This window comes from Rubrivivax rivuli (assembly GCF_004016505.1).
In the GTDB taxonomy this organism is placed as follows: domain Bacteria; phylum Pseudomonadota; class Gammaproteobacteria; order Burkholderiales; family Burkholderiaceae_C; genus Rubrivivax; species Rubrivivax rivuli.
This window is the reverse complement of the sequence record NZ_SACR01000003.1, coordinates 473,310-494,186: the sequence shown is the minus strand read 5'-3', so window position 1 is coordinate 494,186 and position 20,877 is coordinate 473,310. Positions and strand designations below refer to the sequence as shown.

The following is a 20,877-nucleotide window of genomic DNA, read 5'->3' as shown; positions in this document are numbered from 1 at the left end:
GCGGTGGGCTCCTGCTTCAGGTTTCGGTGGGGTTGGCGTCGGGGCGCTGCGGCCTGGCACGCAGCAGCGTGGCGGCCACGCCGGCGCCGATGATGAGGGCCATGCCGGCCAGTGCCTGTGTGGTGACCGGATCGTCGAAGAGCCACACGCCCAGCACGAAGGCGTAGGCAATGCCCAAGTACTGCAACGTGGCGATGCCCAGCGTGGCTCCGGCCGCATAGGCGCGTGTCATCAGCCACTGCGCGCCGGTGGCCAGTGCGCCGATGGCCGCCAGCAGCAGCAGCCCCTGCACGCTGTGGGCGTGCCAGGGGCCTTCCAGCAGCGCCAGGCCCGCACCCGCCAGCACGCCGGTGGCCGAGAAGTACAGCACCACGCGTTCGCTGGGTTCGCCGGCACGGCCCAGCGCCGTCACGCCCAGGTAGGCCACGGCAGACAGCACGCCCGACAACAGGCCGACCAGCCCGCCCCAGAGTTGCTGCGGTTCCAGCGTGGGGCGCAGCACCAGCGCCACGCCGGCAAAGCCCACCAGCACGGTGGCAACGAGCCGGCCGTCCACCTGGGCCTGGCCCAGCATGACGCTGCCGCCGATGAGAAACAGCGCGATCCAGACCGGCGCCGTGTAGTTCAGCGTCATCGCCGTGCCCAGCGGCAGCACGCTGACCGCGTAGAACCACATCACCAGCGCCACCGTACCGCTCACGCTGCGCCAGAAGTGCATGCCCGGCACGGGCGTGCGCAAGGTCAGGCCGCGCGTGCGCAGCGCCAGCGCCATCAGCACCAGGCCGATCAGCGAGCGGTAGAGCACGATCTCGCCGGTGCCGTAGTGCACCGATGCAAGCTTCACGCAGGCCGCCATCAGCGCGAACAGCAGCGAGGCCCCGAGCATGCAAAGCGGGGGCGACACCTTCATGCCCGGGCTCCCGGGGGTGCCCGGTGCGCCCCGCGCACCGGCGGCACCGCGCGAAGGCGCTTCAACGGCGGCCCGGCTCCAGGCCCATCTCGCGGCGGTACCACTCGTGGAAGTGCTGCATGCCGTCTTCCATGGGGCTCTGGTAGGGGCCGGCGTCGTCGTCGCCACGCTCCATCAGCGCCTTGCGGCCGGCGTCCATGCGCAGGGCGATCTCGTCGTCCTCCACGCAGGTTTCCATGTAGGCGGCCTGCTGGGCATCGACGAACTCGCGTTCGAAGGCGCTGATCTCCTCGGGATAGAAGAACTCCACCAGGTTCAGCGTCTTCTGCGGCCCTTGCGGGAACAGCGTGCTCACCACCAGCACGTGCGGGTACCACTCCACCATCACGGTGGGGTAGTAGGTCAGCCAGATGGCGCCTTGCGCCGGCGGCTCGCCATTGCGGTAGTTCAGCACCGCCTGGTGCCAGCGCTCGTAGGTGGGCGAGCCCGCCTTGGCCAGCGCCTTGTTCACGCCCACGGTCTGCACCGAGTGGTGCTTGCCGAATTCCCAGGACAGGTCTTCGCAGCTCACAAAGCGGCCCAAGCCGGGGTGGAAGGGGCCGACGTGGTAGTCCTCCAGGTAGACCTCGATGAAGGTCTTCCAGTTGTAGTCGCACTGGTGGAGGTGGGCACGGTCGAAGACATAGCCGCTGAAGTCGAGCTTGGCGGCCGTGCCGGTGCTGGCGAGCTCGGCCAGGTCGGTGGCGACGGCGCGGCCGTTGTGTTCGAACAACAGCCCGTTCCAGCTCTGCACAGGGTAGTTGCGCAGGTTCAGGCAGGGGTCGTGGTCGAAATGCGGCGCGCCGACCAGCGCCCCGTGCAGGTCGTAGGTCCAACGGTGCAGCGGGCACACCACGTTGCGGCCGGTGTTGCCACGGCCCTTGAGCATGATGGCCTGGCGGTGGCGGCAGACGTTGGAGATCAGCTCGATCCCGTCCTTGGTGCGCACCAGCGCCCGGCCTTCGCTTTCCTGGGCCAATGCCAGGTGGTCGCCGACCTCCGGCACGGCAAGTTCGTGCCCGAGGTAGCGAGGTGCGTGCTGGAAGATGAGTTCAAGTTCGCGGCGGAACAGGCTCTCATCGAAATAGCTGGAAACCGAGAGTTGAGTGCGACTGCGCTCAAGAGCTTCGAGACTGATGCTCAGGTCCGACATGATCCGAAAGGATCCTCCTCGTCAAGGACATCGACCCTGCCGCCCGGTGGCCCCGCGAGCGGCAACGAAAACAACAAGGGCCGGCGGAAGGGCCGACCCAGCAAAGAGCGCGCGATTCTAGCCGTGCCCCATGACAGCCCTGCTCGGGCGCGACCCCGGCGTTTCCGGCCCCCGTCGCTTGACTAGAATCCTCTGCTTGATTTCATCACCCGAAATGTCGCGCAGCCCTGCCACCGCCCCCCAGTCCGTCGAGACGCCCCCTGCGACCTACGAGCTGGCGCTCGCCGAACTCGATCGCCTGGTGGTGCAGATGGAAGGCGGGCAGCTGCCACTGGACGAGTTGCTCGACGGTTACCGCCGCGGTACCGAACTGCTGGCCTTCTGCCGCGGCCGCCTGCAGGCCGTGGAAGAGCAGGTGAAGGTGCTCGAAGACGGCCAGCTCAAGCCATGGGCCGCCGCATGAGCGCCGCCCTGCTGCAAGCCGACGGCTTCGACGCCTGGGCCCGGCGCCAGCTGGCCGATGTGGAGACGGCGCTGGAGACCTGGGTGCCGCTCAGCGCCCCGGCCGGCCTGGGTGAAGCCATGCGCTACGGCGTGCTCGACGGCGGCAAGCGTTTGCGGCCGCTGCTGGTGCTGGCGGCCTGCGAAGCCGTGGCCGGCGAACGTGCGGCGGCCTTGCGCGCTGGTGTGGCGGTGGAACTCATCCATGCCTACAGCCTGGTGCACGACGACATGCCCTGCATGGACAACGACGTGCTGCGCCGCGGCAAGCCCACGGTGCACGTGAAGTACGGCGAAGCGCAGGCCATGCTGGCCGGCGACGCGATGCAGGCGCTGGCCTTCGAGGTGCTGACCCCCGACTCGGAACCCGCGGTGCCGCCGGCCCTGCAGGCACGCTTGTGCTCGCTGCTGGCCCGCTCGGCCGGGCACGCCGGAATGGCCGGTGGGCAGGCCATCGACCTGGCCAGCATCGGCCGCGCGCTCGACGAAGACACCCTGCGCGACATGCACCGCCGCAAGACCGGTGCGCTTCTGCAGGCCAGCGTGCAGATGGGCGCGGCCTGCGGCGCCTGCACGCCCCAGGCCTGGGCAGCTCTGAACGACTACGGCGCCGCCATCGGCCTGGCCTTCCAGGTGGTGGACGACATCCTCGATGTCACCCAGGCTTCCGAAACCCTGGGCAAGACCGCCGGCAAGGACCAGGACCACAACAAACCCACCTACGTCTCGCTGCTGGGCCTGCCCGCCGCGCGCCAGCACGCCGAGGCCCTGCGCCTGCAGGCGCATGCGGCGCTGGCGCGCAGTGAACTCGGCGCCGCCGCAGGCCTGCTGGCCGTGCTGGCCGACAAGGTGGTGGAGCGAGAACACTGACATGACGACCTTGCTCGACAAGATCCACACGCCGGCCGATGTGCGCAGGCTGGGCCGCGCCGAACTGCCGCAACTGGCCCGCGAACTGCGCAGCTTCGTGTTGCACACGGTCAGCCAGACCGGCAACGGACACCTCGGCAGCAACCTGGGCACGGTGGAGCTCACCGTGGCGCTGCACTACGTCTTCAACACGCCCAACGACCGCATCGTCTGGGACGTGGGCCACCAGACCTACCCCCACAAGGTGCTGACGGGCCGTCGCGAGCGCATGCACACGCTGCGGCAACTGGGCGGTGTGGCCGGATTCCCCAAGCGCGACGAGAGCGAGTACGACACCTTCGGCACCGCGCACAGCAGCACCAGCATCAGCGCCGCGCTGGGCATGGCGCTGGCCAGCAAGCTGAAAGGCGAAGACCGCAAGGCCGTGGCCGTGATCGGCGACGGCGCGATGAGCGCCGGCATGGCCTTCGAGGCGCTGAACAACGCCGGTGTCAGCCACGCGGGCGTGAACGCCGACATCCTGGTGATCCTGAACGACAACGACATGTCGATCAGCCCGCCGGTGGGGGCTCTGAACAAGTACCTCGCGCGCCTGATGAGCGGCAACTTCTACGAGGCTGCGCGCCAGGGCGCCAAGGCGGTGCTGAAGAACGCGCCGCCGTTGTTCGAGCTGGCGCGTCGCTTCGAAGAGCACGCCAAGGGCATGGTCGTGCCCGGCACCATCTTCGAGGAGTTCGGCTTCAACTACGTCGGTCCCATCGACGGGCACGACCTCGAATCGCTGATCCCCACGCTGGAGAACCTTCGCGCCAAGAAGGGCCCGCAGTTCCTGCACGTGGTCACCAAGAAGGGCTACGGCTACAAGCCGGCCGAAGCCGACCCGGTGAAGTACCACGCGGCCTCCACCAAGTTCAATGTGGACGAAGGTTTTCCCGCGGCCAAGCCCGGCGGCAAGCCCACCTTCACCAACATCTTTGGCACCTGGCTCTGCGACATGGCCGAGGCCGACCCGCGCCTCGTGGGCATCACGCCCGCGATGCGCGAGGGCTCGGGCATGGTCGAGTTCCACAAGCGCTTCCCGGCGCGTTACCACGATGTCGGCATCGCCGAGCAGCACGCCGTGACCTTCGCCGCCGGCCTGGCCTGTGAGGGCCTGAAGCCCGTGGTGGCGATCTACAGCACCTTCCTGCAGCGCGGCTACGACCAGTTGATCCACGACGTGGCGCTGCAGAACCTGCCGGTGGTTTTTGCCCTCGACCGTGCCGGCATCGTCGGCGCCGACGGCCCCACGCACGCGGGCCTGTACGACATCGCCTACGTGCGCTGCATCCCCAACTGCAGCATGCTCGTGCCCAGCGACGAAAACGAGTGCCGCACCGCACTGACCACCGCCTACCGCCAGAACCACCCCGTGGCCGTGCGCTACCCGCGCGGCGCGGGTGCCGGCGTGGCGGTGCAGCCCGGCTTTGCGGAATGGCCCTGGGGCAAGGGCGTGGTGCGCCGCACGGGCGGCACGGCCGCCGAATCGCGCCTGGGCCAGCGGGTGGCCATCCTGGCCTTCGGCACGCTGCTGCACCCCGCGCTGCAGGTGGCCGAGAAACTGGGCGCCACCGTGGCCGACATGCGCTTCGTCAAGCCCATGGACACCGAACTCGTGCTCGAACTCGCCCGCACGCACGACGCGCTGGTGACGGTGGAAGAGGGCTGCGTCATGGGTGGCGCCGGCAGTGCCGTGCTGGAATGCCTGGCTGCTGCCGGCATGGCGGTGCCCGTGCTGGTGCTGGGCATCCCCGACGTCTTCACCGAACACGGCGACCCCGCCAAGCTGCTGGCCCTGTGCGGGCTGGACGCTGCCGGCATCGAGGCTGCCATCGTGCAGCGTTATGGCCAGCGCCCGGTGCTGGCCGCCGTGAACGCCTGAAGCGGACCCAGGCCGAGCCCAGCCGCGGCCTGGGCAGGCCGCCTTCGAAGCCGGCGAATGCTGCGTATCAACCGCGTGACGCTGCGGGTGCGGAAAAGCTGTCATCCTTCCGCCCCTTATGACGAACATGACCGACGCCCTGCACATCCCCGACACGCAAAGCGAGCGTGACGACCGCCACCTCGCCATCCAGCGGGTGGGGGTGAAGGACGTGCGCTACCCGCTGAGCATCGAGGTGGCCGGCGCCGTGCAGCAGACCGCCGCGCTGTGGGCGCTGGACGTGGCGCTGCCGGCCGAGAAGAAGGGCACGCACATGTCGCGCTTCGTGGCCTGGCTGGATGCGCTGGCGCTCTCGGGCGAGCCGCTGGACGCCGCCTCGCTGCGCGCCAAGCACGCCGCCATGCTGGACAAGCTGGGCGCAGACGAGGGCCGCATCGAGGCGGCCTTCAGCTTCTTCATCCGCAAGCGTGCGCCCGTGTCGGGCTTGCAGAGCCTGCTCGACTACCAGGGGCGCTGGATCAGCGAGACCCGTGCTGGCATCACCCGGGTGCACGCCGAGGTGGCCGTGCCCGTGAAGAGCCTGTGCCCCTGCAGCAAGGAGATCAGCGACTACGGCGCGCACAACCAGCGCAGCCTGGTGACGCTGCGCGTGGAACTGCTGCAGCCCGTGCCCTGGCACGAGCTGGTGCGCTTCGCCGAAGACAGCGCCAGCAGCGAGATCTGGCCGATGCTGAAGCGGCCCGACGAGAAGTGGATCACCGAGCGCGCCTACGAGAACCCGAAGTTCGTCGAGGACCTCGTGCGTGATGTCGCGCTGCGCCTGAACAGCGATGCGCGCATCGGCCGCTACCGCGTGGATGTCGAGAACTTCGAGTCCATCCACAACCACTCGGCTTACGCGCGCATCGAGCGCGCGTAACCCACGTCCACGCGCATCGAGCGCGCGTCATCCAAGTCCACGCCCATCGAGCGCGCGTAGGCAGCGGGCTCCTCGCCCTACAGCCGCCGCCCCCGCGGTGGCTGAAAACCACCCCCCAGCCCGCCGGGCCGTGATCTGCATCACGGCCCGGCGGCGCTTTGGGCGGGGCCGGGGGGCTTTGTAGGAATTTGCCTGACACGCCCGCTGGCAAAACAGGGACTCCAGCCACGGAGATGGGCTGATGTTGCATCCCAGTTCCGACTCCTACAGTTCGTTTCATCGGCTGGCCTCCACCAGCTACCACGACGAACCGAAGACGAACCCCGGAGCCGCACCATGAACACCGACCAGATCCTCGCCGAGATCCGTGAAGCCAACCTCTCGTACCTGATGCTCGCCCAGAGCCTGGTGCGTGCCGACAAGGAGCAGGCCCTGTTCCGCCTGGGCGTGAGCGAAGAAACCGCCGCGCTGATCGGCAGCCTGACCCCCGCCCAGATGATGAAGGTGGCCACCGGCAACACGCTGCTGTGCCGCTTCCGCATGGACGACGACATGGTGTGGAACCTCCTCACCAACCACGGCAAGGGCAGCGCCAACGACGGCATGAGCCGCCTGCACGCCAGCATCCTGATGGCCGGCCGCCATCAAGAGGCGGCGTAACGGAGCCCCCAGGCTCGCTATCGCTCGCCACCCCCCGAGGGGGCTCTTGCGACGGCCCGGCAGAGCCGGTTCCGTGCAAGGCACTTGATCCAAGACAGACACCACAGGACGGAGAAAACACCATGGCCCGCAGCAAGAGCATCCTCACCGAAGCTAAGCAGATCGAGCGTGCGGTCACGCTGATCAACCTGGGCGCGCGCCTGCAGGTGCTGGAGAGCGAAACCGACCTGAGCTACGAGCGCCTGCTGCGCCTGTACAAGGAAGTGGCGGGCAAGAGCCCCAGCAAGGGCCAGCTGCCGTTTTCCACCGACTGGTTCATGACCTGGCAGCCCAACATCCACTCGAGCCTGTTCCTGAACATGCACGAGTACCTGAACAAGACGGCCGCGCTCGATGAGATCGACACCGTCATCAAGGCCTACCAGCTCTACCTGGAGCAGATGCAGGCGCAAGGCCTGGAGCCGCTGCTGAGCGTCACGCGCGCCTGGCGCCTGGTGAAGTTCGTCGACAACGGCATGCTCACGATGACGGCCTGCAGCAAGTGCGGCGGCCACTTCGTCACCCACCCGCACGAGATCGCGCGCCACTACGTCTGTGGCCTGTGCAACCCGCCGGCGCGTGCCGGCAAGGGCAAGCTGGCGGGCAGCCTGGGCGGCGAGGCCGCTCACGCGCACTGAAGCTTCGCCATGTGCGTGCACAAGTGCACGCTCGTCGTGTCAAGTGCCCGCGCGGCGCGCCGATACCGGAACCATCGGGGCGGTTTGGGTGTCCCATCCCGCATCTCCCCAGTTTTTCGTTCGTCTCCTCCTGGCACAGTCTTCTGTGCTTTCAACGGGTCCCTCGGGACCCGTTTTTTTTCGCCGGGCGGCAGAGTAGGGCGGCCGGCACCCCGCTTATCCGGGCCCGGCCCTCGGCGCTGCCACCGACACTCGTCCGCAGCATGAATCCTGCGTCGACGCCCCCCATCGCTGCAACGGCGGCCCCGGCCCGGCTCGCGCCGCGTGGCTGGGCGCGACGCTTGCCCTGGCCGCTGCCCGCCGTGGCGGTGTGGGGCGGTGCCTGGGCGCTGTGGCTGGGTCTGGCAGCCGTGGGGCTGCCGCCTGCGCTGGCTTTCGCGGTGGCGCTGGCTGCCAGCACCGCCGCGGCGCTGAGCTGTGGCGGCCGCTGGCGCCAGGCCATCGCGGCGGCCGGGCTGCCCCTCTCGGCCTGGGTGCTGGGGGCTGCCGGCACCCTGCCGTCGTGGGTGTGGTTGCTGCTGCTGCTGCCCGTGCTTGCCGTCTATCCGCTTCGCGCCTGGAGCGACGCACCCTTGTTCCCCACCCCAGCCGACGCGCTGCAGGGCCTGGAGCGCGTCGTCGGCACCCCTCGAAAAGTGCACGACGCCGGCTGCGGCCTGGGCCACGGCCTGGTGGCCCTGCGTTGCCTCTGGCCCCAGGCCGCGCTGAGCGGCGTGGAATGGAGCCCCTTGCTCGCCTGGGCCACCCGTTGGCGCTGCCGCGGTGTGCAGGTGCGGCGCGGTGACATGTGGGCCGTGCCGTGGTGCGACTTCGATCTCGTCTACCTCTTCCAGCGCCCCGAGAGCATGGCGCGGGCCCACGCCAAGGCCATGGCGGAAATGGCCCCTGGCGCATGGCTGGTCAGCCTGGAGTTCGCCGTGCCTGGTGTGGTGCCGGTGGCCTGCCTGCAGGGCGAAGGCCGCAAGCCGGTTTGGGTCTACCAGCCCGTGCCGGCACCGGTGGCTGTGCCGGCGCCCAGCCGGCCCCCCTCAATCCCGGCGTCAGGCGGCCGATAACACCAGCAGACCGCCGTGGGCCTGGTGCCTGGGCGGCAAGCCACGCGGATCACTCCACATGTTCGTCATCATCGGTTGGGTCGTCGTGCTCGGTTGCGTCTTCGGCGTGTTCATCGCGCACGGCGGCAACATGGGCCCCATCCTCAAGGCGCTGCCTTGGGAAATGGCCATGATCGGCGGCGCGACCCTGGGCGCCTTCCTGGTGAACAACCAGATGACGGTGATCAAGGCCACCATCGCCGGTGCGCTGAGCTGCTTCAAGGGCAGCAAGTACACCAAGGCGCGCTACATGGAACTGCTGGCGCTGCTGTTCGACATCCTGCAGAAGGCGCGCAAGGAAGGCCTGATGTCCATCGAAAAGGACGTCGAAGACCCGCACAGCAGCCCGCTGTTCCAGAAGTACCCCGGCGTGGGCAACGACCACCACGTCACCGAGTTCATCACCGACTACCTGCGCATGATGGTCTCGGGCAACCTCAACGCCCACGAGATCGAATCGCTGATGGACAGCGAGATCGAGACCCACCACCACGAAGCTCACGCGCCGGTGGCCGCCATCCAGCGCATCGCGGGCGGCCTGCCAGCCTTCGGCATCGTGGCCGCCGTGCTGGGCGTGGTGAAGACCATGGGCAGCGTGGGCCAGCCGCCCGCGGTGCTGGGCGCGATGATCGGCTCGGCCCTGGTCGGTACCTTCCTGGGCATCTTGCTGGCCTATGCCTTTGCCGAGCCCGTGGCCGGCCTGCTGGAGCAGAAGGTCGAGGAAGGCGGCAAAGAACTGCAGTGCATCAAGACCACGCTGCTGGCCAGCATGCAGGGTTATGCGCCGCAGGTGGCCATCGAGTTCGGCCGCAAGGTGTTGCTGAGCACGGTTCGCCCCACGTTCGCGGAACTGGAAAGCCACGTCAAGGGCAAGAAGTGATGCTGCTGGAGGCCCGTCATGGCTGGTGATGCGAAGAAGCTCCAGCCGATCATCATCAAGCGCATCAAGAAGGGTGGGCATGCGGCCCATGGCGGCGCTTGGAAGATCGCTTATGCCGACTTCGTGACGGCCATGATGGCCTTCTTCCTGTTGATGTGGCTGCTGGGCAGCACCACCGAGGGCGACAAGAAGGGCATCGCCGACTACTTCGGCTCGCCGCTGAAGCTGGCGCTGCTCAACGGTGGCAGCGGCTCGGGCGACTCATCGCACGTCGTCAAGGGCGGCGGGCAAGACCTCACGCGCAGCACCGGCCAGGTCAAGCGCGGCGAGATCGAGGCCACGCGGGCCACCGTCAACATCCACCAGCTCAAGGCCGAGCAGACGCGCGCCGAGATCGCGCGGCTCGAGAACCTCAAAGAGAAGATCGAGAAGAAGATCGCCGCGAACCCCAAGCTGGAAGGCCTGGGCAAGCAGATCCTGCTGGAGATGACGCGCGACGGCCTGCGCATCCAGATCGTCGACGCCGAGGGGCGGCCGATGTTCCCCAGCGGCAGCGCCAGCGTCGCGCCTGCGATGCGGGAGTTGCTGCGCGAACTCGGCGGCATCCTCGCCGAGGTGCCCAACCGCCTGACGCTGGAGGGCCACACCGATGCCCTGCCTTTCGGCAGCAGCGAGCGCGGCTACAGCAACTGGGAACTCAGCGCCGACCGGGCCAACGCGTCAAGGCGCGAGCTCGTCACCGGCGGCCTGCCCGAAGAGCACGTGCTGCGCGTGCAGGGCCTGGCCTCCAGCAACCCCTTCGACCGCCGAGACCCGGCATCGCCGGCCAACCGGCGCATCAGCATCGTGGTGATGACGCGCGAGGCCGAAGACGCGCTGTTCCGTACCACGCCGAGCCTGCCCGAAGAAGCACCGGCTGCGGCCGAACCCGATGCCTCGCGCAGCGGTGCCAATGGGCCCTCAAGTCCCACGCCGGCCCTCCGATAAACCCACAAGACTCCACCCTGCCGAGGTTCTGCCCCATGAGCACGCCCACCGACCTGAAGTTCCTCATCGTCGACGACTTCTCCACCATGCGCCGCATCGTGCGCGGCCTGCTCAAGGAGATGGGCTGCAACAACGCCGACGAGGCCGAGGACGGCGCCGTCGCCCTGGGCATGCTGAAGGCGCAGAAATACGACTTCGTCGTGTCGGACATCAACATGCCGAACATGAACGGCTTCGAGCTGTTGAAGGCCGTGAAGGCCGAAGAGAGCCTGAAGCACATCCCGGTGCTGATGGTCACGGCCGAGGCACGCAAGGAAGACATCGTGCTTGCGGCACAAAGCGGCGCCGCCGGCTACATCGTCAAGCCTTTCACGAAGGCGACGCTGGAAGAGAAGGTGCAGAAGATCCTGCAGAAGCTGGCGGCCACCGCCTGACCAACCGCCGCAAGCCCGGAGCAAGCACATGAAGATGGAAGACATTGGGGCCCTGAAAGCTGCTGAACCCCTGGCGGTGTCGCCCGAGGTGTTCCAGCAGATCGGCTCGATCACGCGCCTTCTGCACGACACCATGCAGCAACTGGGCGTGATGCCCAAGCTGCAGATCGCCACCGACGGCATCCCCGACGCGCGCAGCCGCCTGACCTACATCGCCCAGAAGACCGCCGCAGCCGCCGACAAGGTGCTGAATTCGGTGGACGAAGCCAAGGCCGACCACGCCGCCATCAGTGCCGCCACCCGCGAGATGGCCGACGCCATCGTGGCCAACCCGGTGAAGGCCGTGGCCAGCGGCGCCGTGCTGAACTTCGTGAAGGACGTGGAGGCGCGCACCGCGCGCATCGACGGCCACCTCACCGACATCATGATGGCGCAGGACTTCCACGACCTCACCGGCCAGGTGGTGGCCAAGGTGGTGGCCCTGGCCAACGAGCTGGAAGACAGCCTCGTGAAGCTGCTGGTGAGCGTGGTGCCGCCCGATCAGCGCGAGAAGGTCGACCCCAACGTGCTCAACGGCCCGGTGGTCAACGCCGAAGGCCGCACCGACGTGGTCACCAACCAGGGTGAGGTCGACGACCTGCTCGCCAGCCTCGGCTTCTGACCCCCGGCAGCCGCCCTCCGCGACCAAGCTTCCCGCCACGGAACCGGCTTCGCCGGGCCGCAGGCGGACGGCCCCCTCGGGGGGTAGCGAGCGTCAGCGAGCTTGGGGGCTCCCAAACCTCCAGCTGGAGACCGTCCAGCCGGTCCAGGCCATCACCTCGTGATAGACGGTGGTGGCCTTTTCGCCTTCTGCGGAGCCCAGGGCCACCATGAGTGGCAGCAGGTGGTCTTCCTGCGGGTGCGCGATGCGTGCCGCCGGCGCCTGGCTCCATTGCAGCAGCCGCGCGCTGCGCTCGGCCGGCGTGCCGCTTTCCAGCGTTTCGTGCAACCAGGCGTCGAAGGCGGCGGAGGGCGCCTGCGCACCCGGCCCGCGCAGGCGCAGGTTGTGGAAGCTCAGGCCGCTGCCGACGATGAGCACGCCCTCGTCGCGCAGCGGTGCCAAGGCGCGGCCTGCCGCCAGGTGTTCAGCGGGGTCGTAGCCGGCCTTCAGTGACAACTGGATCACCGGCACCTCGGCCTGCGGGTACATCACCGCCAGCGGCGCGAAGGTGCCGTGGTCGTAGCCACGCCCGGTGTCTTGCGCGGCGGCGATGCCGGCGCCCTGCAGCAGGTCTTGCACACGCTGCGCCAGCGCCGGCGCGCCCGGGGCGGGGTAGCGGATGCGGTAGGTGTGCTCCGGGAAGCCGTGGTAGTCGAACACCATGCCCGGCCGTGCCGCGGCCTGCGCCGTGAAGACCGGCGCCTCCCAGTGCCCCGAGATGCACAGCACCGCGCGCGGCAGCATGCCGCCGGCGGCGGCCTCGGCGGACACCCGGCGCAGCGATGCGGCCAGCGTGGCCATGGGCTCGGCCATCTCGGCCATCCAGGGCCAGGGGCCGCCACCGTGCGAGATGAAGTAGGTGGGCAGGCGGGCAGGGTGCTCGGTCATGGTCGTGCTTTCTTTCACGGGTCTTCGGGCTGCAGTGTGGCGCCGGCCGCCGCCACCTGGGTTCAGGCCCTCTGCACACAGCCTGCAGACGGCTTGATTGAGGGCGCTGCGGTGCAGCGAACACCTTCGGCTTTCCCCCGCTTATCGCCCTCAAGTCGGCGGGGCGGCGCGGCACCATCGCTGGGCTCCATCGTGGAGCGCACCGTGCCATGTCCGACGACAACCAAGACCGCCAGTTACCTGCCACAGAACGCAAGCTGAAGAAAGCGCGCGAAGAAGGCCAGGTGGCGCGCTCGCGCGATCTGGGCCACTTCGCGGCCCTGGGCGGTGCGGTGGCCTTGCTGGCAGCGCTGGCGCCGGTGCTCAGCAACTGGATGAGCGAACTGGTCACGCAGGGCCTGCGCTTCGATGCCGCCAACGTGCAGAACCCCAGCCGCATGCTCGAACGCCTGGGCGAGCAGACGCTGTCCATGCTGGTGGTGCTGGTGCCGCTGTTCGGCGTGATGGCGGCGGTGGCCCTGGCCAGCGGGCTCCTGGCCGGCGGCTGGAACTTCTCGATGAAGGCGCTGGAGCCCAAGTTCGACAAGATCAACCCCATCAGCGGCCTGGGACGCGTGTTTTCGGTCGACCAGATGACGCAGACGCTGAAGGCCAGCTTCCTCTCGCTGCTGCTGGGCGTGCTGGGCGGCGTCTACTTGTGGATGCACTGGTACGAGCACGCCACGCTGCTGGCGCAGCCGCTGGCCACCGCGCTGGGCTCGGCCGGCACGCTGATGCGCAATGGCCTGCTGATGATGGTGGGTCTGTTGGCGGCGTTTGCCATCGTGGACGTGCCGCTGCAGCGCTTCATGCTGGCGCGCCGCCTGCGCATGAGCGTGCAGGAACTGAAGCAGGAGCACAAGGAAACCGAAGGCAATGCCGAGCTCAAGAGCCGCATGCGCATGAAGATGCGCGAGCTGGCCAGCCGCCGCATGCTCGCTGCCGTGCCCGAAGCCGACCTGGTGGTGATGAACCCCACCCACTTCGCCGTGGCGCTGAAGTACGACGAATCGAAGATGGGCGCCCCGCGCGTGGTGGCCAAGGGTGCCGACCTGCTGGCCTTCAAGATCCGCGACATCGCCAAGGACCACAAGGTGCCCGTGCTGCAGGCGCCGCCGCTGGCGCGGGCGCTGTACGCCCACACCGAGGTCGACCAGGAGATCCCGGCGCGCCTGTTCAGCGCCGTGGCGCAGGTGCTGGCCTGGGTCTACCAGGTGCGCGACGCCGCCGCCCACGGCCGCATGGCCGCCGCCGCGGCGCCCACGCCCGAGGTGCCGCCGGAACTCGACCCCCTGAACCCCGCCTACGCCGCCGCCAAGGCGCGCAAGTTCAACAAGCAGGAGCCTGAGCTGTGAGCCCCATGCTGGCCCGTCTGAACACCTGGTTCGGCCCCGCGCAGAGCGCCGTGGCCAAGGGCATGGTGCTGCCCGCCTTCGTCGTGATGATGCTGGGCATGATGGTGCTGCCGCTGCCGCCCTTCGCGCTGGACCTGCTGTTCACCTTCAACATCGCGCTGGCCATCGTCGTGATGATGGTCAGCGCGCAGATGGTCAAGCCGCTGGACTTCGCGGCGCTGCCCACGGTGCTGCTGGTGACGACGCTGCTGCGCCTGAGCCTGAACGTGGCCTCCACCCGCGTGGTGCTGATGGAAGGCCACACCGGCACCGGCGCGGCCGGCAAGGTGATCGAGGCCTTCGGTCACTTCTTGATCGGCGGCAACTTCGCCGTCGGCCTGATCGTCTTTGCCATCCTGGTGGTCATCAACTTCGTGGTGGTCACCAAGGGCGCCGAGCGCATCGCCGAGGTGGGCGCGCGGTTCGCCCTGGACGCCATGCCCGGCAAGCAGATGGCCATCGACGCCGACCTCAACGCCGGCCTCATCGACGAGAAGATGGCGCGCCAGCGCCGCGCCGAGGTGGCCGAGGAAGCCGACTTCTTCGGCTCCATGGACGGTGCCAGCAAGTTCGTGCGCGGCGACGCCATGGCCGGCCTGCTGATCCTGTTCATCACGATGATCGGCGGCTTCGTCATCGGCATTGCCATGCACAACATGAGTGCTGGCCAGGCCGCCAGCGCCTACGTGACGCTGGCCGTGGGCGACGCGCTGGTGGCGCAGATCCCGGCGCTGCTGATCAGCGTGGCCAGCGCGATGGTGGTCTCGCGCGTGGGCAAGGAACAGGACATCGGCACGCAGATCCGCGGCCAGGTCTTCGATTCGCCGCAGGCCCTGGGCGTGGCGGCCGGCGTGGTGGCGCTGCTGGGCCTGATCCCGGGCATGCCGCACCTGGTCTTCCTGCTCGTGGCCGCGGGCCTGGGCCTGCTGGCCTGGCAGCTGATGCGGCAGCGCAAGAAGGCGGCCGCTGCGCCCGAGCGCAGCGCCAGCACCGAGGTGGCCCCGGCCAACGCCGAGGCCAGCTGGGACGACCTCACGCCCGTGGACACCCTGGGCCTGGAGGTGGGCTACCGGCTCATCGCGCTGGTGGACAAGGCACGCCAGGGCGACCTGCTGGCGCGCATCAAGGGCGTGCGCAAGAAGTTCGCACAGGACGTGGGCTTCCTGCCGCCGCCGGTGCACATCCGCGACAACCTCGTCGAGCTCAAGCCCAGCATGTACCGCGTGACGCTGCGCGGCGCCGTGGCGGGTGAAGGCGAGGCCTTCCCGGGCATGTTGCTGGCCATCAACCCGGGCGGTGCCACGCAGCAGCTGCCCGGCACGCGCACCACCGATCCGGCCTTCGGCCTGCCCGCGGTGTGGATCGAAGAGCGCCACAAGGAGATGGCCCAAATGGCCGGGTTTACGGTCGTTGATTGCGCGACCGTCGTGGCGACCCATCTCTCACACTTGATGCAGGTTCAAGCAGCGAAGTTGCTGGGCCGGGTGGAGACCCAGCAACTCGTCGATCACGTGACGAAACTGGCCCCCAAACTGATCGAGGATGTCGTGCCCAAGATGGTCGGAATTGCCACCCTGCAGCGTGTGCTGCAACTCCTGCTGGAAGAGGGTGTGCACATCCGCGACATGCGCTCCATCGTCGAATGCCTGGCCGAGCACGCCAGCACCGTCACCGACCCAGGCGAACTGGCCCGCCGCATCCGCGTGCACCTGGCCCCGGCCATCGTGCAGCAGATCTACGGCACCACGAAGGAGCTGGACGTCATCGCGCTGGATCCGGAGCTGGAGCGCCTGGTCACGCAGGCCCTGAGCAGCCCGCACGGCGCGGCGCTCGACCCCGGCGTGGCCGACACGCTCAGCCGCAGCGCCGCCGACACCGCGCGCAAGCAGGAAGACCTGGGCCACCCGGCCTGCCTGCTGGTGCCCGACCTGATCCGCGCGCCCATGGCCCGCCTGCTCAAGCGCGCCGCCCCCCGCCTGAAGGTGCTGGGGCACAGCGAGATTCCTGAAACGCATTCCATCCGCATCGGTTCCATCATCGGAGGCACGGCATGAACTTGAAGCGCTTCACGGCCCGCACATCCCGCGAGGCCCTGGCCCTGGTCAAGCAGGCCTTTGGCGACGACGCCGTCGTGATGTCCACCAAACCCTGCGCCGAAGGCGTGGAGGTGCTGGCCATGGCGCCTGAGAGCCTGCAGCAACTGGAGCGCGTCGGGCAGCAGGCCGAACGCGTGCAGGCGCAGCCGGTGCAGCGCGCACCTGCCCAGCCCGCCGCACCGGCCAGCCGCCTGCGTGACCGCGTGGACCCGCGCATGGAGCCCCGCCTGGACGCCCGCGCCGAAGCCGTGCGCGCCGCGCTGCAAGAGCGCCGAGATGAGCGCCACGAGCCCAGCTTCGACGCCGACGTGCAGCAAGACGTGGAACAGCTGCAGATGAGCACGCTGTCCTTCCAGGACTACGTGCGCCAGCGCATGCTCAAGCGCCGCGAGGCCGAGCTCGCCGCCGAGCGCGCTGCCAGCGCGGCCGCCGAGCCGCTGCGCCCCGCCCAGCTGCCGCCCAGCGTGGCCCCCATCGAAGCCGCCCGCAACCGCGCCGCGCGCCGGGAAGCCCCAGCCGCCGCAGCACCCCGCGAACTGCCGGTGCTGCGCGACGAGGTGCCGATGCACGACACGCCGCACGCGGCCCTGCCCAGCCTGGGCGGCATCGCCACACCGCCGCTGCCGGCCATGCCCGGTGTCATGGCCCGCGGCGAGCAGATCCAGCTGCAGGCGCAGGCCGCCGCCGAGCTGGCCACCAAGGCCACCGACCGCGGCGACATGATGAACGAGCTGCGCAGCATGCGCGGCCTCATCGAGCAGCGTTTCGGTGCCCTGGCCTTCATGGAGAAGCTGCAACGCCAGCCGCGCCAGGCCCAGCTGGCCCAGCGCCTGCTGGACACCGGCTTCTCGCCGGCCCTCATCCGCAAGCTGGTCGAGAGCCTGCCGGCCGAAGGCGACGAACTCGCCTGGGCCTCGGGGGTGCTGGAGCGCAACCTGCCCACCGGCGAGCGCGAGCCCGCGCTGGAAGAAGCCGGCGGCATCTACGCCCTCATCGGCGCCACCGGTGTCGGCAAGACCACCAGCACCGCCAAGCTGGCCGCGGCCTTCGCCACGCGGCACGGCGCCGCCAACCTGGGCCTGATCACGCTGGACGCCTACAGGGTGGGCGCACACGAGCAGCTGCGCACCTACGGCCGCATCCTCGGCGTGCCGGTGCATACCGCGCACGACCGTGCCAGCCTGGAAGACCTGCTCGACCTGCTGAGCGCCAAGAAGATGGTGCTGATCGACACCGCCGGCATGGCCCAGCGCGACAGCCGCACCCGCGAGCTGCTGGACATGCTCTCTCACCGCGCCATCCAGCGCCTCTTGGTGGTGAACGCCAGCGCGCAGGGCGAGACCATCGAAGACCAGCTCGCCGCCTACGCCGCCAACAACTGCCGCGGCATCGTGCTGAGCAAGCTCGACGAAGCCGTGAAGCTCGGCCCGGCGCTCGATTCGATGATCCGCCACAAGCTCAAGGTGCTGGCCGTGGCCAACGGCCAGCGCGTGCCCGAAGACTGGCACCGTCTGAGCGCCAACGCCCTGGTGCAGCGCGCGCTGCGCAGCCAGGCCGGCGCCGCCTGGAAACTGGACGACAACGACGTCAACCTGATCTTCGCGGGCCTGCCCGCCTCGAAGGCGGCCGCCGTGGCGCCGCTGCACGTCTGAGACCCGCCGCTGCCGACCCCCGCGATGCGCGACTTCTACGCCCCTTCAGACCGCATGCCGCTCGATCAGGCCGATGGCCTGCGCCGGCTCTTCGCCGGCCGCCGCCGCCACGTGCTGCCGCTGGCCGCCAACCCGCACGTGGCTTTCAGCGGCCTGGTGCTCGACCGCCTGGCGGCGGTGCTGGCCGCCCAGGGCCACGAGGTGCTGGTGGTGGACGCCGCCACCACCGCGCCGCCGCCGCACGAACTGGCCGGCGTGGACCTCGCAGCCTGCGTGGAGCCCATCGCGCCGCGCGTTTCCTACCTGCCCGCCCGCGGCATGCCGCCGGCCTTCGTCGACACGCGCGGCTCGGCCGGCGCCTTCATCGAGGCGGTGCAGCAGGCTTGCCCGCAAGCCGAGATCGTGCTGCTGCACGCCGAGGCCACCGATCTGGCGCGGCTGCTCAAGCACCGCGCCGCGCGCCCGGTGCTGCTGGGCGCCGACCACCCCGAGAGCGTGAAGCACGCCTACGCCAGCGCCAAGCTGCTGGTGCACCGCTGCGGGCTCATGACCTACGACCTGCTGCTGGCCGCGCCGCCGAACTCGCCGCGCGCCGCCACCATCCCGGCCAGCCTGGGTGGCTGTGCCGAGAACTTCCTGGGGGCGATGCTGCGCCACAGCGCGCTGGTCGACCCCGCAGGCGAGCCCGGCGCGCCGGCCGACGCGGCCCTGGCCCGGCTGCTGGCCGAGCAGCTGGCTCTGGACGACAGCGCGCTGGGCGCCTGGGGCCCGTCAGCGCCGATGGCCTTGCCGGGGGCGCCGCCGCCGGCCGCGCGCGCGCCCCGCACCGCACAGATCCCGAACCGCCCCGCACATCCGTAGAGGCATGCACATGTACACCGCCAAGGGACAACTCGACGCTGGCGCCCTGCTCAAGCAGTACCAGCCCCTCGTGCGCCGCCTCGCGCACCAGATGATCGCCAAGCTGCCGGCGAACGTCGAACTCGACGACCTGATCCAGGTCGGCATGATCGGCCTGAGCGACGCGCTCTCGCGTTTCGACGCCGCGCAGGGCGTGCAGTTCGAAACTTTCGCCACCCAGCGCATCCGCGGCGCCATGCTCGACGAGCTGCGCGGCAACGACTGGATGAGCCGCGGCGACCGCCGCCACCAGCGCAGCATCGAAGCCGCCGTGCACAAGCTGGAACAGCGCCACGGCCGCGCGCCCAGCGAAGGCGAGATCGCCCGCGAGATGGGCCTGAGCCTGGCCGAGTACCAGGAGCTGCTGGGCAAGGTGCGCGGCACCCAGCTCATCTACCTGGAAGACATGAGCGGCGACGAAGGCGACGACGACTACCTCGACCGCCACGTGGTCGACGCCGGCGCCAACCCGCTGGCGCGCATGCAGGACCAGCGCATGCGCGAGGCCCTGGTGGAGGCCATCAAGAACCTGCCCGAGCGCGAGCAGTACGTGATGAGCATGTACTACGAGCACGACATGAACCTCAAGGAGATCGCGGCCGTGCTGGGCGTGACCGAAAGCCGCGTCTGCCAGCTGCACAGCCAGAGCATCGCCCGGCTGCGTACCCGGCTGCGCGAGTGGTGAGGCCGGCCGATGTTCAAGGCAGCGTTCAAGGGCGCCTCAGCGCCCGACCCGGGCCGACCCGAGCCCGCGTTGGCGCCTGAGACGGCGCAGGCTGCTGCCGCGGGCCGCTTCATCGGCCAGCTGGGTCGCCAGGCTTCATCGCTGGGCCGCGAGGCCGCGGAGGTGCGCGGCGTCATCGACGACACGCACAAGCTCGCCAACAGCCAGGCGCAGGCCCTGCAGGCGCTGGCGCAGCAGCTGCAAGAGGTGGTGCGGGCGCAGGCCGCCATCGACCACGAGACCCAGCAGGGCCTGCAGGCCGTGGCGCGCGTGGGTGACGCGGTGCAGGGCGTGAGCACCGAGGTTGGCGGCATCGTCGACACGCTGCGCCAGGTGTCCGAGGCCGCGGGCGACATCACCCGCATCGCGCTGCAGACGCGCCTGGTGGCTTTCAACGCCAGCGTGGAGGCCAAGCGTGCCGGAGAAGCCGGCCGCGGCTTTGCCGTGGTGGCCGATGCCGTGAAGGACCTGGCGGCGCAGGTGGAGAGTTCATCCAAGCAGATCGCCGGCACCGTGGGCCGGCTCGATGCACGCATTGCCGCGCTGGCGCGCGAGATCAGCCGCGATCCGGCCGCCGGGGGCGGCGAGGGGCAGGGCGGCGCGGTGCACCGCGCCATCGACGAAGTGACCCAGGGCGTGCACCGCATCCACGCGGCCAGCCAGGCGAGCCAGCAGCTCTGCGACGGGCTCGGCGGCCAGATGGGCCGCATCGAAGGCGAGATGCGCCAGACCACCAAGGCCCTGGACGCCGCGCTCGGCCGCACCGAGACCTTCCTGAAGATCTCCGAAGAGCTGGCCGAAGGCGCGGCCGAGACCGGCGTGGAGACCGAAGACACGCCCTACATCCGCGCCGTGCAGCAGGCGGCCGCGCAGATCAGCCAGTTGCTCGAAGACGCCGTGCGCACGGGTGCGCTGCCGCTGGACGACCTGTTCGACGAGCGCTACCAGCCGGTGGCCGGCTCGCAGCCCCAGCAGCACCTGACGAAGTACGTGCCGCTGGCCGAGCGCCTGTTCCCGCAGGTGCAGGAGAAGCTGCTGAGCCTGTCGGACAAGGTGGTCTTCTGCATCGCGGCCGACCGCAACGGCTACATCGCCTGCCACAACCGCCAGTACAACCAGCCTCAGCGCCCCGGCGATGTGGCCTGGAACACCGCGCACAGCCGCAACCGGCGCATCTTCAACGACCGCACGGGCCTGGCCTCGGGCCGCAACACACGGCCCTTCCTGTTGCAGACCTACCGGCGCGACATGGGCGGCGGCCAGTTCATCGTGATGAAGGAAGCCGCGGCGCCCATCACCGTGGGCGGCCGCCACTGGGGCGGTCTGCGCCTGGCTTTCAAGTTCTGAGCCGGCCCGGCGCGGGCCGGGTACTTGCCAAG

The 20,877-nt window shown here is 69.5% G+C and carries 20 protein-coding genes; 17 read left to right on the top strand and 3 right to left on the bottom strand.

The window, feature by feature from the left end:
* Positions 1-16: 16 nt before the first annotated feature.
* Both EOE66_RS10705 and EOE66_RS10700 read right to left on the bottom strand, forming a co-directional pair.
* The gene (locus EOE66_RS10705) at positions 17-910 is read right to left on the bottom strand and encodes a DMT family transporter (RefSeq protein WP_245478993.1); all 894 of its coding nucleotides are present in this window, start codon (positions 908-910) and stop codon (positions 17-19) included.
* 61 nt (positions 911-971) lie between these two features.
* A complete protein-coding gene (locus EOE66_RS10700) occupies positions 972-2,102 on the bottom strand; it encodes an aromatic ring-hydroxylating oxygenase subunit alpha (RefSeq protein ID WP_128228671.1) in 1,131 nt (376 codons plus the stop codon).
* A gap of 214 nt (positions 2,103-2,316) precedes the next feature.
* On the opposite strand from EOE66_RS10700, the gene xseB reads away from it, so the two are divergent.
* The 11 genes from xseB to EOE66_RS10645 all read left to right on the top strand — a co-directional run bounded on the left by xseB (position 2,317) and on the right by EOE66_RS10645 (position 11,766).
* Positions 2,317-2,565 carry an exodeoxyribonuclease VII small subunit gene (gene xseB / locus EOE66_RS10695; protein WP_128228670.1) on the top strand — a complete coding sequence of 83 codons (249 nt, stop codon included), beginning with the start codon at positions 2,317-2,319 and terminating at the stop codon, positions 2,563-2,565.
* The gene (locus EOE66_RS10690; RefSeq protein ID WP_128228669.1) at positions 2,562-3,473 is read left to right on the top strand and encodes a polyprenyl synthetase family protein; all 912 of its coding nucleotides are present in this window, start codon (positions 2,562-2,564) and stop codon (positions 3,471-3,473) included. The genes xseB and EOE66_RS10690 overlap by 4 nt, the downstream gene beginning before the upstream one ends.
* A 1-nt stretch (position 3,474) precedes the next feature.
* Entirely contained in the window at positions 3,475-5,394 is a 1,920-nt protein-coding gene (gene dxs / locus EOE66_RS10685) for a 1-deoxy-D-xylulose-5-phosphate synthase (protein WP_128228668.1), read from the top strand.
* A gap of 118 nt (positions 5,395-5,512) precedes the next feature.
* Positions 5,513-6,313: a GTP cyclohydrolase FolE2 gene (gene folE2, locus EOE66_RS10680; protein ID WP_128228667.1), complete on the top strand. Its 801-nt coding sequence runs from the start codon at positions 5,513-5,515 to the stop codon at positions 6,311-6,313.
* Positions 6,314-6,649: 336 nt separating this feature from the next.
* Positions 6,650-6,973: a flagellar transcriptional regulator FlhD gene (gene flhD / locus EOE66_RS10675; RefSeq protein WP_128228666.1), complete on the top strand. Its 324-nt coding sequence runs from the start codon at positions 6,650-6,652 to the stop codon at positions 6,971-6,973.
* Between the two features lie 122 nt (positions 6,974-7,095).
* Positions 7,096-7,650, top strand: coding sequence for a flagellar transcriptional regulator FlhC (flhC, locus tag EOE66_RS10670; protein WP_128228665.1), 555 nt, complete (start codon positions 7,096-7,098; stop codon positions 7,648-7,650).
* 263 nt (positions 7,651-7,913) lie between these two features.
* Entirely contained in the window at positions 7,914-8,765 is an 852-nt protein-coding gene (locus EOE66_RS10665) for a class I SAM-dependent methyltransferase (protein WP_245478992.1), read from the top strand.
* 58 nt (positions 8,766-8,823) lie between these two features.
* Positions 8,824-9,684, top strand: coding sequence for a flagellar motor stator protein MotA (gene motA / locus EOE66_RS10660; protein WP_128228664.1), 861 nt, complete (start codon positions 8,824-8,826; stop codon positions 9,682-9,684).
* 18 nt (positions 9,685-9,702) lie between these two features.
* Positions 9,703-10,671, top strand: coding sequence for a flagellar motor protein MotB (gene motB, locus EOE66_RS10655; protein WP_128228663.1), 969 nt, complete (start codon positions 9,703-9,705; stop codon positions 10,669-10,671).
* A gap of 35 nt (positions 10,672-10,706) precedes the next feature.
* Positions 10,707-11,105: a chemotaxis response regulator CheY gene (gene cheY, locus EOE66_RS10650; protein ID WP_128228662.1), complete on the top strand. Its 399-nt coding sequence runs from the start codon at positions 10,707-10,709 to the stop codon at positions 11,103-11,105.
* A gap of 28 nt (positions 11,106-11,133) precedes the next feature.
* Positions 11,134-11,766 carry a protein phosphatase CheZ gene (locus tag EOE66_RS10645; RefSeq protein ID WP_128228661.1) on the top strand — a complete coding sequence of 211 codons (633 nt, stop codon included), beginning with the start codon at positions 11,134-11,136 and terminating at the stop codon, positions 11,764-11,766.
* A 93-nt stretch (positions 11,767-11,859) separates the two neighbouring features.
* Here the strand turns inward: EOE66_RS10645 and EOE66_RS10640 are convergent, their stop codons facing one another.
* Positions 11,860-12,693 (bottom strand): DODA-type extradiol aromatic ring-opening family dioxygenase, encoded by an 834-nt coding sequence (locus EOE66_RS10640; protein WP_128228660.1) that lies wholly within the window; start codon positions 12,691-12,693, stop codon positions 11,860-11,862.
* Between the two features lie 209 nt (positions 12,694-12,902).
* Here EOE66_RS10640 and flhB point away from each other — a divergent pair, with 209 nt between their 5' ends.
* The 6 genes from flhB (at position 12,903) to EOE66_RS10610 (ending at position 20,845) form a co-directional block, all read left to right on the top strand.
* Complete coding sequence (flhB, locus tag EOE66_RS10635; protein ID WP_128228659.1) at positions 12,903-14,087, top strand: flagellar biosynthesis protein FlhB; 1,185 nt, start codon at positions 12,903-12,905, stop codon at positions 14,085-14,087.
* Positions 14,088-14,149: 62 nt separating this feature from the next.
* Positions 14,150-16,180, top strand: a complete 2,031-nt coding sequence (gene flhA, locus EOE66_RS10630) for a flagellar biosynthesis protein FlhA (RefSeq protein WP_375137476.1) — start codon at positions 14,150-14,152, stop codon at positions 16,178-16,180.
* On the top strand, positions 16,177-17,874 hold the full coding sequence (gene flhF, locus EOE66_RS10625; protein WP_128228657.1) for a flagellar biosynthesis GTPase FlhF: 1,698 nt from the start codon (positions 16,177-16,179) through the stop codon (positions 17,872-17,874). The genes flhA and flhF overlap by 4 nt, the downstream gene beginning before the upstream one ends.
* Positions 17,875-17,898: 24 nt before the next feature.
* Complete coding sequence (locus EOE66_RS10620) at positions 17,899-18,735, top strand: MinD/ParA family ATP-binding protein (RefSeq protein WP_128228656.1); 837 nt, start codon at positions 17,899-17,901, stop codon at positions 18,733-18,735.
* A 10-nt stretch (positions 18,736-18,745) separates the two neighbouring features.
* Positions 18,746-19,459: an RNA polymerase sigma factor FliA gene (locus tag EOE66_RS10615; RefSeq protein ID WP_128228992.1), complete on the top strand. Its 714-nt coding sequence runs from the start codon at positions 18,746-18,748 to the stop codon at positions 19,457-19,459.
* A gap of 9 nt (positions 19,460-19,468) precedes the next feature.
* Positions 19,469-20,845, top strand: coding sequence for a methyl-accepting chemotaxis protein (locus tag EOE66_RS10610; protein ID WP_128228655.1), 1,377 nt, complete (start codon positions 19,469-19,471; stop codon positions 20,843-20,845).
* Positions 20,846-20,877 lie beyond the last annotated feature (32 nt).

Coding starts and splice junctions, on each gene's coding strand:
- EOE66_RS10700 (WP_128228671.1), bottom strand. CDS start 2,102: ATGTCGGACCTGAGCATCAGTCTCGAAGCTCTTGAGCGCAGTCGCACT.
- folE2 (WP_128228667.1), top strand. CDS start 5,513: ATGACGAACATGACCGACGCCCTGCACATCCCCGACACGCAAAGCGAG.
- flhC (WP_128228665.1), top strand. CDS start 7,096: ATGGCCCGCAGCAAGAGCATCCTCACCGAAGCTAAGCAGATCGAGCGT.
- EOE66_RS10665 (WP_245478992.1), top strand. CDS start 7,914: ATGAATCCTGCGTCGACGCCCCCCATCGCTGCAACGGCGGCCCCGGCC.
- EOE66_RS10690 (WP_128228669.1), top strand. CDS start 2,562: ATGAGCGCCGCCCTGCTGCAAGCCGACGGCTTCGACGCCTGGGCCCGG.
- EOE66_RS10615 (WP_128228992.1), top strand. CDS start 18,746: ATGTACACCGCCAAGGGACAACTCGACGCTGGCGCCCTGCTCAAGCAG.
- flhA (WP_375137476.1), top strand. CDS start 14,150: ATGGTGCTGCCCGCCTTCGTCGTGATGATGCTGGGCATGATGGTGCTG.
- motB (WP_128228663.1), top strand. CDS start 9,703: ATGGCTGGTGATGCGAAGAAGCTCCAGCCGATCATCATCAAGCGCATC.
- flhB (WP_128228659.1), top strand. CDS start 12,903: ATGTCCGACGACAACCAAGACCGCCAGTTACCTGCCACAGAACGCAAG.
- EOE66_RS10620 (WP_128228656.1), top strand. CDS start 17,899: ATGCGCGACTTCTACGCCCCTTCAGACCGCATGCCGCTCGATCAGGCC.
- EOE66_RS10705 (WP_245478993.1), bottom strand. CDS start 910: ATGAAGGTGTCGCCCCCGCTTTGCATGCTCGGGGCCTCGCTGCTGTTC.
- EOE66_RS10640 (WP_128228660.1), bottom strand. CDS start 12,693: ATGACCGAGCACCCTGCCCGCCTGCCCACCTACTTCATCTCGCACGGT.
- flhF (WP_128228657.1), top strand. CDS start 16,177: ATGAACTTGAAGCGCTTCACGGCCCGCACATCCCGCGAGGCCCTGGCC.
- dxs (WP_128228668.1), top strand. CDS start 3,475: ATGACGACCTTGCTCGACAAGATCCACACGCCGGCCGATGTGCGCAGG.
- EOE66_RS10610 (WP_128228655.1), top strand. CDS start 19,469: ATGTTCAAGGCAGCGTTCAAGGGCGCCTCAGCGCCCGACCCGGGCCGA.
- EOE66_RS10645 (WP_128228661.1), top strand. CDS start 11,134: ATGAAGATGGAAGACATTGGGGCCCTGAAAGCTGCTGAACCCCTGGCG.
- xseB (WP_128228670.1), top strand. CDS start 2,317: ATGTCGCGCAGCCCTGCCACCGCCCCCCAGTCCGTCGAGACGCCCCCT.
- flhD (WP_128228666.1), top strand. CDS start 6,650: ATGAACACCGACCAGATCCTCGCCGAGATCCGTGAAGCCAACCTCTCG.
- motA (WP_128228664.1), top strand. CDS start 8,824: ATGTTCGTCATCATCGGTTGGGTCGTCGTGCTCGGTTGCGTCTTCGGC.
- cheY (WP_128228662.1), top strand. CDS start 10,707: ATGAGCACGCCCACCGACCTGAAGTTCCTCATCGTCGACGACTTCTCC.